This window comes from Phenylobacterium sp., assembly GCF_035276905.1.
Taxonomy (GTDB): Bacteria; Pseudomonadota; Alphaproteobacteria; order Caulobacterales; family Caulobacteraceae; genus Phenylobacterium.
On sequence record NZ_DATELG010000192.1, the window covers coordinates 1 to 10,832 of the forward strand.

General features: G+C 69.5%; 11 protein-coding genes. 8 read left to right on the forward strand and 3 right to left on the reverse strand.

Annotation, left to right across the window (positions count from 1 at the left end):
* Positions 1-264: 264 nt before the first annotated feature.
* Positions 265-495, reverse strand: a complete 231-nt coding sequence (locus tag VJS38_RS08920; RefSeq protein ID WP_324087799.1) for a hypothetical protein — start codon at positions 493-495, stop codon at positions 265-267.
* Positions 496-580: 85 nt separating this feature from the next.
* Between VJS38_RS08920 and zapE the strand changes: the two genes are divergently transcribed.
* Positions 581-1,702, forward strand: coding sequence for a cell division protein ZapE (gene zapE, locus VJS38_RS08925; RefSeq protein WP_324087800.1), 1,122 nt, complete (start codon positions 581-583; stop codon positions 1,700-1,702).
* 90 nt (positions 1,703-1,792) lie between these two features.
* A complete protein-coding gene (locus VJS38_RS08930; RefSeq protein ID WP_324087801.1) occupies positions 1,793-2,875 on the forward strand; it encodes a M48 family metalloprotease in 1,083 nt (360 codons plus the stop codon).
* 13 nt (positions 2,876-2,888) lie between these two features.
* Here VJS38_RS08930 and VJS38_RS08935 read toward each other — a convergent pair whose 3' ends face one another.
* Entirely contained in the window at positions 2,889-3,773 is an 885-nt protein-coding gene (locus VJS38_RS08935; protein WP_324087802.1) for a LysR substrate-binding domain-containing protein, read from the reverse strand.
* 282 nt (positions 3,774-4,055) lie between these two features.
* Between VJS38_RS08935 and sdhC the strand changes: the two genes are divergently transcribed.
* The 6 genes from sdhC (at position 4,056) to VJS38_RS08965 (ending at position 9,152) form a co-directional block, all read left to right on the forward strand.
* Complete coding sequence (sdhC, locus tag VJS38_RS08940; protein ID WP_324087803.1) at positions 4,056-4,463, forward strand: succinate dehydrogenase, cytochrome b556 subunit; 408 nt, start codon at positions 4,056-4,058, stop codon at positions 4,461-4,463.
* A gap of 2 nt (positions 4,464-4,465) precedes the next feature.
* Positions 4,466-4,858 (forward strand): succinate dehydrogenase, hydrophobic membrane anchor protein, encoded by a 393-nt coding sequence (gene sdhD, locus VJS38_RS08945; protein ID WP_324087804.1) that lies wholly within the window; start codon positions 4,466-4,468, stop codon positions 4,856-4,858.
* Between the two features lie 3 nt (positions 4,859-4,861).
* Entirely contained in the window at positions 4,862-6,649 is a 1,788-nt protein-coding gene (gene sdhA / locus VJS38_RS08950; RefSeq protein ID WP_324087805.1) for a succinate dehydrogenase flavoprotein subunit, read from the forward strand.
* Positions 6,650-6,658: 9 nt separating this feature from the next.
* Positions 6,659-7,441 carry a succinate dehydrogenase iron-sulfur subunit gene (locus VJS38_RS08955; RefSeq protein ID WP_324087806.1) on the forward strand — a complete coding sequence of 261 codons (783 nt, stop codon included), beginning with the start codon at positions 6,659-6,661 and terminating at the stop codon, positions 7,439-7,441.
* Between the two features lie 144 nt (positions 7,442-7,585).
* Entirely contained in the window at positions 7,586-8,815 is a 1,230-nt protein-coding gene (locus tag VJS38_RS08960; RefSeq protein ID WP_324087807.1) for an NAD(P)/FAD-dependent oxidoreductase, read from the forward strand.
* Positions 8,816-8,831: 16 nt separating this feature from the next.
* Entirely contained in the window at positions 8,832-9,152 is a 321-nt protein-coding gene (locus VJS38_RS08965) for a 2Fe-2S iron-sulfur cluster-binding protein (protein WP_324087808.1), read from the forward strand.
* A gap of 30 nt (positions 9,153-9,182) precedes the next feature.
* Here VJS38_RS08965 and VJS38_RS08970 read toward each other — a convergent pair.
* Positions 9,183-10,832 (reverse strand): sensor histidine kinase (locus tag VJS38_RS08970; protein ID WP_324087809.1); only part of this gene is annotated, 1,650 nt, incomplete at its 5' end.

A 10,832-nucleotide genomic window follows, 5' to 3' on the forward strand; every position in this document is an offset into this window, starting at 1 on the left:
CGGCGCATCTTCTCTCACCAGCGCCAGATACGGGGCGGCGAACGCCCACTCCTCGTCCGAAACGTCCGTCGAATAGGGCTTGCGAGTCATGACGACTCGCTGACCTGCGTCGGTTGATCAGTCCCTAACAGCCTCTAGAGCGTTCGGCGGTTCGAATGAACCGCCGAATGCTCATAAGTTCTTGAAGTTAGACCATTCGCTACGCCGAACCGGCGTCCACTTCGGCGGCGAATGGTCTAGCGTCGCGAGACGGAGGCGGTCGTCTCAATTCCTGCGGCTGATGATGTCCTTGCTCGCCCGGCGGGTCTTGGCGCCCTGGAAGCGGTCGGCCTCGGCGCGGCGGCTGACGGCGGCCGCATCTTCGTCGGCCTCGGCCTGGGCCTCGACGGCGTCGACGTCCAGCGCGTCGAGCTGTTGATCCTCCCCCACCCGATCCTGGAGTTGCGTGGGGTTCGACGACGCGGTGCTCGTAACGCTGCCGTTTTCATCGGCCATCGTAACGTCCTCCTCGCGGGATCAACCCGTCGGATTGGGCGCCGTTCCTTGCTTATGGCCGCTCCTGACGCTAGGCGAGACGGCGATGGCCTCCGCGCTCCAAGCCGCCTACGTCGCCCGCCTGGAGCGCGGCGAGATCCGGCCCGATCCCGCCCAGCGGCTCGGCCTGGAGGCGCTCGCGCGGCTGGACGCCGACCTCGCCCAGGCCCAGCCGGGGCGCGGGCTTCCGGGTCTGTTCCGCAAGCCCCAGCCCGCTTCGCAGCGCGGCGTCTACCTCTGGGGCCCGGTGGGGCGCGGCAAGTCCATGCTGATGGACCTGTTCTTCGAGACCGCCCCGGTCGCCGCCAAGCGCCGGACGCACTTCCATGTGTTCATGGGCGAGATCCATCGCGCGATCGACGCCTGGCGCAGGGGCGACGCGGCCCAGCGCAAGGCCCGCTTCGGCCAGCACAAGGGCGATGATCCGATCCCGCCGGTCGCCGACCTCGTGGCCAAGGGCGCAAGCCTGCTCTGTTTCGACGAGCTGCAGGTCACTGATATTGCCGACGCCATGATCCTGGGCCGGCTGTTCGAGGCCCTGTTCGTCCGCGGCGTCACGCTCGTGGCGACCTCCAACCGCGTGCCGGACGACCTCTACAAGGACGGCATCAACCGCCAGCTGTTCCTGCCCTTCATCGACATGCTGAAGACGCGGCTGGAGGTGGTCAGCGTCGCCGGCGGCCACGACTATCGGCTCGACCGCCTGCGGGCGGCGGGCACCTGGTTCTCGCCGATCGACCCGGACCACGAGCGCTGCTTCGACCAGCTGTGGCGCGACATGCTGGGCGGCGCCGAGGAGACCGGCGCCGAACTGGAGGTGCTGGGACGCAAGATCACCCTGCCGCACGCCGAAGGCGGCCTCCTGCGCGCGACCTTCGCCAGCCTCTGCTCGGTGGCGCTCGGGCCGAACGACTATCTGGCCATCGCCCAGGCCTTCCACACCATCTTCCTGGAGGACGTGCCGAAGCTCAGCCCCGCCCGGCGCGAGGAGGCCCGCCGCTTCGTCACCCTGATCGACGCCCTCTACGAGGCCAGGACCCGCACCATCGTGCTGGCCGAGGCCGAGCCCGCGCGGCTCTATCCGGCGGGCGACGGCGCCTTCGAGTTCGAGCGCACGGCCTCGCGGCTGCAGGAGATGCGGTCCGAGAGCTGGCTGGTGGATCGCTGAGCGCACGACGCGCGAGCCCCCGCGCGTAGCGTCGAGAATCTTAACCTTCCCGCGTCTAGAGGTTGTGCCCTTGGGAGCTTGGGGGAAGCCATGTCGAGGGGTAGAGGAGCCGCGGTCGCCGTCGCCGCGTTGGGGCTGATCGCCTGGGCGGATCCGAAGACCGCGGGGCCCGCGGTCACCAAGGAGGCCGCATCGGAAGAAGCCCAGCGGGAAATGGTCTATGTGCTCAAGGCGCGGGCCAAGGAGCTGCGGCGTGTCGAGGACATCGCCTTCCGGATCGAGGCGGCCAATCAGGACCTCTGCGCCGACCGGCGACCGCGGATCGGCGCCTCGTGGGCCACGCCGGAGGCCTTCGACGCCAAGGCGCGCGAGGCGGCCGTCGAGGTCTACGGGCTGGGGTCCGGGCTTACCGTGACCGGCGTCGTCAGCGGTGGACCCGCCGCCGCGGCGGGGTTGCAGCCGGGGGACGTCGTGGTGTCGCTGAACGGAGAGGCGGCGCCTGCTGGCAAGGCTGCGGGCGAGAAGTTCAGCAAGCAGCTGGCCGCGGCGATGGGCCAGTCGACAGCTCCGGTGACCATTGTCGTGCGCCGCGCGGGCCAGGAGACGCCAGTCGCAGTGACGCCGGTCCTGGCCTGCGGCTACGGCGTGGCGGTGGAGGATTCATCGGAGATCAACGCCTACGCCGACGGCGCGGTCATCCACATCAACCGGGGAATACTGAAGCTCGCCACGACGGACGAGGAACTCGCCCTGGTGATCGCTCATGAGCTGGCCCACAACGGCCAGCATCATATCCAGGCTCAGAAGCACAACGGCCGCATGGCGGCGATCCCGGGCGTGCTCATCGACCTCGCGGCGGCGGCGAACGGGGTCGACACCAAGGGCAAGTTCACCAAGCTGGGCATGGCGATCGGCCAGGCCCATGCGGCGCCGGAGTTCGAGGCCGAGGCCGACTATGTCGGCATGTACTACATGGCCCGCGCCGGCTACTCGACCGACGGCGTCGAGGACTTCTGGCGCAAGATGGCGGTGGAGGCGCCGGACGCGATCTTCGTCAAATCCGACCATCCGACGACGCCCAACCGGTTCCTCGCCATCGCCGCGACCTCGAAGGAGATCGAGGCCAAGCGCACCGCCGGTCAGCCGCTGACGCCGAATCCGAAAGGCGGCTGATCCGTCGGACGGATCACGCCGCCTGCAGCGCCTCGACCAGCTCGCGGGCGTAGAGGCCAAGGTTGCCCAGGCTGCGCACGCAGATGCGCAGTTCGCGCAGCGCCCAGTCGTCGGCCAGCTCGACCACGCCGAGCGCCATGGTCTTCACCGCCCGCGCCGCGGTGGTCTTGGGCACGACGCCGACGCCCACGCCGCACTCCACCAGCCGGCAGACCCCGTCGAAGCTGCGCAGCTGGACGCGCAGGCGCAAGGGCCGGCCTTCGCGCGCGGCCTTGGCGGCGAGGAAGCGCTGCAGCGAGCTCGACCGCTCGAGGCCCACGAAATCGTGGCCCAGCACCTCCGCAAAGGTGACCGAGGCGCGGGCGGCCAGCGGATGGTCCGCGCTGGTCACCACCACGAAGCGGTCGGAGCGGAAGGGGAAGGTCTGCAGCGCGCCCATGTCGACCGTGCCGGCGACAATGCCGACATCGCCCACGCCCTCGGCGATCAGGCCGACGATCTCGTCCGACAGCCGCTCCTCGAGGTCGACGCTGACGTGCGGATGCTTCGCCAGGAAGGATGACAGCGCCTCGGGCAGGAACTCGGCCAGCGCGTTGGTGTTGGCCAAGAGCCGCACCTCGCCCGACAGCCCGCCGGCGTAGGCGCCCAGGTCCTCGCGCATCCGCGCGCTCTGGGCGAGGATCGAGCGGGCGTGCTTGAGCAGGGTGCGGCCGGCCGGAGTCGGCGTCACGCCCTGGCGCGAGCGGATCAACAGCGGCGCGCCGAGCTGGTCCTCCATGCCGCGGATCCGTGTCGAGGCGGCGGCCAGCGCCAGAGCGCTGCGCTCGGCCCCCCCGGTGATGCTGCCGGCCTCCACCACGTCGCAGAACAGCCGCAGGTCGGTGAGGTCGTAGCGCATGTTGATGCTCCAGCGCCGAACGCCCCTACGTCTCGCCCCGCTTGCGGAGAAACAGTCGCCGCAGGCGACGGAGCGGGCGTTCTGCAGTCCTTCCTTCGCGAAACGCGAAGGACCCCTAAAGCAAAGACACATTGCGCCAAAGGCCTCGCGGCGCAAGTGTTCGGCTTTGGCGAAGTAGTTGCGAATTGTTCGCAAATAGACTTGCGCCGCATTCGTTGACACCCCATGGCGGCGGCTTACAAGCCGCCCCGGGCTTGGGACGGAACGAGGACTGGAAGGACGATGAGCGACGCTGCGAAGGCGCCTCGTGAGCGGCCGCTGTCGCCGCACCTGCAGGTGTGGCGCTGGCATATCACCATGGCGACCTCGATCGCCCACCGCGCCACCGGCGTGGCGCTCTATGTCGGCGCCCTGATCGCCGCGGCCTGGGCGGTGTGCCTGGCCAGCGGGCCTGACGCCTACGCCGCCTTCAAGGCGGTGATGGGCTCGCCGATCGGGCTCCTGGTGATGTTCGGCCTGACGGTCTCGTTCTTCTATCACCTGGCCAACGGCATCCGGCACCTGGTGTGGGACGCCGGCCACGGCTACGACCTGAAGTCGGCCAACGCCAGCGCCGTCTTCGTCTTCGCCTTCACCGCCGCGGCGACCCTCGCCATCTGGCTCATCGCCGCCATGACGGGAGCGATCTGAACATGGTCAGCTATCGCACGCCGCTGTCGCGCGCCCGCGGGCTGGGCGCGGCCAGGCACGGGGTCACCCACTGGATCAGCGAGCGCGTCGGCGCGGTCGCCCTGGTCCCGCTGACGCTGTGGGGCGTCTTCGCCGTCCTGCGGCTCGCCGCCGGCGACTATGACTTCGCGGTTCACTGGATCGCCCAGCCGCTGAACGCGGTGCTGATGGTGCTGTTGCTGGGCATCAGCTTCTGGCACATGGCCAGCGGCCTGCGGGTGGTGATCGAGGACTACATCCACGTCACCCTGAACAAGTCGGCGCTGCTGATCCTCAACCTGTTCGTCTGCGGCCTCGCCGGCGCGCTGGCGATCTTCTCGATCCTGAAAGTCGCCTTCGGCGGCGGAGCCTACTGAGCCATGGCTGCCTACAACTTCATCGACCACAAGTTCGACGTCGTCGTCGTCGGCGCCGGCGGCTCGGGGCTGCGCGCGGCGCTCGGCTGCGCCCAGGCGGGCCTGAAGACGGCCTGCATCTCCAAGGTCTTCCCGACCCGCTCGCACACGGTGGCGGCGCAGGGCGGGATCTCCGCCAGCCTCGGCAACATGGGCGAGGACGACTGGCGCTGGCACATGTACGACACCGTCAAGGGATCGGACTGGCTGGGCGACCAGGACGCCATCGAGTACCTGTGCCGCAACGCGCCGGCCGCGGTCTACGAGCTGGAGCACTGGGGCGTGCCGTTCTCGCGCACGGCCGAGGGCAAGATCTACCAGCGCGCCTTCGGCGGCATGACCCGCAACTTCGGCGAGGCCCCGATCCAGCGCACCTGCGCGGCGGCCGACCGCACCGGCCACGCCATGCTGCACACCATGTACGGGCAGAGCCTGGCGCACGACACCGAGTTCTTCATCGAGTACTTCGCCCTCGACCTGATCATGGACGAAGGCGTCTGCCGCGGCGTCACCGCCTGGAAGCTGGACGACGGCAGCCTGCACCGCTTCCAGGCCCAGCTGGTGATCCTGGCCACCGGCGGCTACGGCCGCTCCTACTTCTCCTGCACCAGCGCCCACACCTGCACCGGCGACGGCAACGCCATGGTGCTGCGCGCCGGCCTGCCGCTGCAGGACATGGAGTTCGTGCAGTTCCACCCCACCGGGATCTACGGCGCCGGCTGCCTGATCACCGAAGGCGCCCGCGGCGAGGGCGGCTACCTGACCAACTCCGAGGGCGAGCGCTTCATGGAGCGCTATGCGCCGTCGGTGAAGGACCTGGCGCCGCGCGACATGGTCAGCCGGGCGATGACCATCGAGATCCGCGAAGGCCGCGGGGTGGGTCCGAAGAAGGACCACATCAACCTGCACCTCGACCACCTGGACCCGAAGATCCTCGCCGAACGCCTGCCGGGCATCTCGGAGAGCGCCAAGATCTTCGCCGGCGTCGACGTGACCAAGGAGCCGATCCCGGTCCTGCCGACCGTGCACTACAACATGGGCGGCATCCCGACGAACTTCTATTCCGAGGTCGTCACCCGCGAGGGCGACAACCCCGACAAGGTGGTCCCGGGCCTGATGGCCGTGGGCGAGGCGGCCTGCGTCTCGGTGCACGGCGCCAACCGCCTGGGCTCCAACAGCCTGATCGACCTGGTGGTGTTCGGCCGCTCCGCGGCCCTGCGCGCCGCCGACACCGTCAAGGCCGGCGAGAAGCAGCCCGAGCTGAAGGCCAGCATGACCGACGGCCACCTGGCCCGCTTCGACAAGCTGCGCAACGCCAACGGCTCGACCAGCACCGCGTCCCTGCGGCTGGAGATGCAGCGCGCCATGCAGGAGGACGCCGCCGTCTTCCGCGACGGCCCGGCCCTGAAGTCCGGCGTCCAGCGGCTGCAAGCCGTCCACGACAAGCGCCCGGACCTGAAGGTCGTCGACCGCGGCCTGATCTGGAACACCGACCTGATGGAGACCCTCGAGCTCGACAACCTGATCGGCCAGGCGGCCGTGACGGTGAACGGCGCGGCCAACCGCACCGAGAGCCGCGGCGCCCACGCCCGCGAGGACTTCGCCGAGCGCAACGACGAACAGTGGATGAAGCACACGCTCGCCTGGTTCGACGACGCCACCGGCAAGGTGAAGATCGACTACCGCCCGGTGCACAACTTCACCATGACCAACGACATCGCCTACATCCCGCCGAAGGCGCGGGTGTACTAGGAAGCTCCCATGGTTGAACTCGCCCTTCCGAAGAACTCCCGCGTCACGCGCGGCAAGCACCACCCCGCGCCGGCCGGCGCGGGCAAGACCAAGACCTTCCGCGTCTACCGCTACGATCCCGAGGACGCGGGCAATCCGCGCTGGGACACCTACGACGTGGACGTGGACGCCTGCGGCCCGATGGTTTTGGACGTGCTGATCCACATCAAGAACACCATGGACCCGACGCTGGCCTTCCGCCGGTCGTGCCGGGAAGGGGTCTGCGGCTCCTGCGCCATGAACATCGGCGGCCGCAACACGCTCGCCTGCACCCACGGCTGGGAAGAGGTCCCCGGCCGAGAGGTGGCGATCAGCCCGCTGCCGCACATGCCGGTGGTCAAGGACCTGGTGCCGGACCTGACGCTGTTCTACGCCCAGTACGCCTCGATCGAGCCCTGGCTGCACACCGAGACGCCGGAGCCGCAGAAGGAGTGGGTCCAGTCGCCTGAGGACCGCGAGAAGCTCGACGGCCTCTATGAGTGCATCCTCTGCGCCTGCTGCTCGACCTCGTGCCCCAGCTACTGGTGGAACCAGGAGAAGTACCTGGGCCCGGCGGCGCTGCTGCACGCCTACCGCTGGCTGATCGACAGCCGCGACGAAGCGACCGGCGAGCGGCTGGACGAGCTGGAGGATCCCTTCAAGCTCTACCGCTGCCACACGATCATGAACTGCGCCCAGGTCTGCCCCAAGGGACTGAATCCCGCCAAGGCGATCGGCGAGATCAAGAAGATGCTCGTGGAGCGCGTCATCTAAGCCGTTCCGGCCGAGCATGCGCCGTAAATCTGAGGCCGATCAAGACGCCCGACAGGTCGTATGTGCGATGGGTCGCCGCACCGGCGCCGGCGACCCGCGGGCGCAAGTTGACCGACCGCACAGTTTTCGGCATCGGGGGAAACTATGAGCGATCTGAACGCGCACGTGGTGATCATCGGGGCGGGCCATGCCGGCGGCACGCTGGCGGCCCTTCTGCGGCAGTACGGCCACACCGGCCGGATCACCATGATCGGCGACGAGCCGCATGCGCCCTACCAGCGCCCGCCGCTGTCGAAGGCCTGGCTGAAGGGCGAGGCCGACGCCGACTCCCTGGCGCTGAAGCCGCTGGCGTTCTACGCCGAGGCGGACATCGACTTCCGGCCGAACCTGCGCGCCGTGAAGCTGGAGCGCAGCGCCCGCAAGGTCACCCTCTCCGACGGCTCGCAGGTCGACTATGACGTCCTGGTGCTGGCGACCGGCGCGCGGGCGATCGCGCTGCCGATCCCGGGCGCGGACCTCGCCGGGGTGATGTTCCTGCGGACCGCGACCGACGCCGAGGCGCTGAAGGCGAAGGTTGGTCCCGGCAAGCGGCTGGCCGTCGTCGGCGGCGGCTACATCGGCCTGGAGGTCGCCGCCTCCGGCCGCGCGCTCGGCGCCGAGGTGGTGGTGCTGGAGCGCGAGACCCGGCTCTTGGCGCGCGTCGCGACCGAGGTGCTCTCCGACTTCTTCCGCCGCTATCACGAGAAGCATGGGGTCGGCTTCGAGCTGGGCGCCAGCGTGATCGGCTTCGAAGGCGATAACGGCCACGTCACCGGCGTGAAGCTGGCGGACGGCCGGGTGATCGGCTGCGACGCCGCCGTCGTCGGCGTCGGCGCCCATCCGAACGACGAGCTCGCCTCCGAAAGCGGGCTGGAGACCGCGCGCGGCGTGGTCGTCGACCTGGAGGCCCGGACCTCCGACCCGCACGTCTTCGCCATCGGCGACGTCGCCCACCGGCCGATGCCGATCTACGGCCGCATGTTCCGCATGGAGAGCGTGCCCAACGCCCTGGAGCAGGCCAAGCAGGCCGCCTGCGCCATCACCGGCCGCCCGGCGCCCGCGGGCGAGACACCCTGGCAATGGTCGGACCAGTACGATCTGAAGCTGCAGATCGCCGGCTACGCGTTCGACGTCGACGAGATCGTCGTCCGTGGCGACCCGGCCAGCGGCAAGTTCGCCGTCTTCCACCTGAAGGGCGACCAACTGCAGTCGGTGGAGGCGATCAACGCCCCGCCCGAGTTCATGATGGGCCGTCAGCTCATCGGCAACCGCAAACGCCTCGACAAAGCCAAGCTTGCGGACCCCTCGGTCTCCATGAAAGAAGTCGCGGCCTAAAGAGAAGCAGAGGCAAATGGCGAAGATCACCTACATCGCGTTCGACGGGACCGAGACCGTCATCGACGTCAAGCCGGGCCTGACGGTCATGGAAGGCGCGGTGAAGAACAATGTGCGCGGTATCGACGCGGACTGCGGCGGCGCCTGCGCCTGCGCCACCTGCCATGTCTTCGTCGACGAAGCCTGGACGGCCAAGACCGGCGACAAGTCGGCGATGGAGGAGTCGATGCTCGACTTCGCCGAGAACGTGCAGCCGAACAGCCGCCTGTCCTGCCAGATCAAGGTCACCGAGGAACTGGACGGCCTGGTCGTGCGGCTGCCCGAGAGCCAGCACTAAAAATTCCCTCCCGTAATGGGGAGGGACGTTTTACTGCGCGAACCCCAGCTCCGGCTGCGCGGCGGTCGCCTGCACTTCTTCCGGCAGGTGGCAGGTGAAGGTCGCCCCCGCGCCCGGTTCGCTCTCCAGCGCCACCCAACCGCCGTGCAGTTCGGTCAGCGCCTTGACCAGCGCCAGGCCCAGGCCGGGGCCGCCGCGCTCGCGGCCGACGAAGCGGTCGAAGATGTGCGCCTGGACGTGGAAGGGAATGCCGCGGCCGCTGTCGGAGACCTGCAGCTGGATCTCGCCGAGCGCCCGGCGCGCGGCGATGGTCACCGTCCCATCCGGCGGTGTCTGGCCGAGCGCGTTCTCCACCAGGTGGTCGAGGATCTGCGACAGCCGGCGGGTGTCGCCGCGGATCACGCCGACGTCCTCGGGGCTCTCCACCACCAGCGCGATGCGGGTGGTCTCGGCCTCGGCGCGCCAGCGGCCGGCGACCGCCTGCAGGAGCTCGGCGACGCGCACGTCCTCCAGGTCAAGCGCCATCTCGTCGGCGTCGATCTGGGCCATGTCGAGCACGTCGTCGATCGAGCGCGCCAGCTGGGTGGCGGCGGCCTTCACCGCGCCGGCGTGGCTGCGGCCGCGCTCGGACAACGCCTCGCCCGAGCGCTCCAATAGCTCGGAGTAGCCGATGATGGTGGTGAGCGGGGTGCGCAGCTCGTAGGAGACGTTGCCGACGAAATCCCGCTTCAGCCGCTCGGCCTCGGCCAGCGCCGCCTCGCGGGCCGCCAGCGCGCTCTCCAGCTTCTTGGCGTCGGTGACGTCGGTGAAGGCGATCAAGGTCGCCCCGTCCGGCAGCGGGCGGGACTGGTAGGCCACGATGCGCGAGTCCGAGGTCTTGGCCTCGCCGGAGATCGGCGCCCGGGCGCTGGGATCGGGATCGCCCACCCGGCCCTTCAGCTCGCGCCAGAAGCCCATGTCGTGCAGCTTGGGTACGCACAGGTCGACCACGCCCTCGAAGTCGCCCGCGCTCTCCAGCTGCTGCGGGCTGATCTGCCAGAAGCGGGCGAAGGCCTCGTTGTGCAGCCGCAGCCGCCCGTCGGAGCCGAACACCGCCACCGCGTCGCTCAGCTTGTCGAGCGTCGCCTGCTGGACCTGGATGAGGGCGTTGTACTGCGCCTTCATCTTCAGCTCGCCGGTGATGTCGGAGAACAGCAGCAGGATGCCGCCCATCGGGTGCGGCTGGCGCACCACCTTCAGCGTGCGGCCGTCGGGCAGGCTCCACAGGTCGTCGGGACCGGCGGCCAGCTGCTCGTAGCGGTCGAGCTCGGCGGCCTTCCACTTGGCGTAGTCTGCGGTCTCCGGCAGGCGGCGGCGCTGGCGCAGCCGGTCCAGCACCTCGGAGTGGCTGGGCTGCTCGTCCAGCCAGGCGTCCTCGAGCCCCCAGAGCTCGGCGAAGGCGGTGTTGTAGAAGATCAACCGCTTGCCCTGGCCGAACACGGCGACGGCCTCGGCGATGTGGTTGAGGGTCTCGTCGTGAGCGTCGATGTTGCGCTTGAGCTGTTCGCGCAGCTCCTCCAGCTCGGTCACGTCCTCGGTCCAGACGCCGACGCCGCCCCCGTCCAGCGGCTTGGCGGTGACGAGATAGGCGCGGCGCCGGCCGCCGGCGGTGACCCAGCGCACCATCGCGCGCGGCTGGCC

Excerpts from the sequence above, each read along its gene's own strand:
- VJS38_RS08920 (WP_324087799.1), bottom strand. The coding sequence starts at position 495 with ATGGCCGATGAAAACGGCAGCGTTACGAGCACCGCGTCGTCGAACCCC.
- zapE (WP_324087800.1), top strand. The coding sequence starts at position 581 with ATGGCCTCCGCGCTCCAAGCCGCCTACGTCGCCCGCCTGGAGCGCGGC.
- VJS38_RS08930 (WP_324087801.1), top strand. The coding sequence starts at position 1,793 with ATGTCGAGGGGTAGAGGAGCCGCGGTCGCCGTCGCCGCGTTGGGGCTG.
- VJS38_RS08935 (WP_324087802.1), bottom strand. The coding sequence starts at position 3,773 with ATGCGCTACGACCTCACCGACCTGCGGCTGTTCTGCGACGTGGTGGAG.
- sdhC (WP_324087803.1), top strand. The coding sequence starts at position 4,056 with ATGAGCGACGCTGCGAAGGCGCCTCGTGAGCGGCCGCTGTCGCCGCAC.
- sdhD (WP_324087804.1), top strand. The coding sequence starts at position 4,466 with ATGGTCAGCTATCGCACGCCGCTGTCGCGCGCCCGCGGGCTGGGCGCG.
- sdhA (WP_324087805.1), top strand. The coding sequence starts at position 4,862 with ATGGCTGCCTACAACTTCATCGACCACAAGTTCGACGTCGTCGTCGTC.
- VJS38_RS08955 (WP_324087806.1), top strand. The coding sequence starts at position 6,659 with ATGGTTGAACTCGCCCTTCCGAAGAACTCCCGCGTCACGCGCGGCAAG.
- VJS38_RS08960 (WP_324087807.1), top strand. The coding sequence starts at position 7,586 with ATGAGCGATCTGAACGCGCACGTGGTGATCATCGGGGCGGGCCATGCC.
- VJS38_RS08965 (WP_324087808.1), top strand. The coding sequence starts at position 8,832 with ATGGCGAAGATCACCTACATCGCGTTCGACGGGACCGAGACCGTCATC.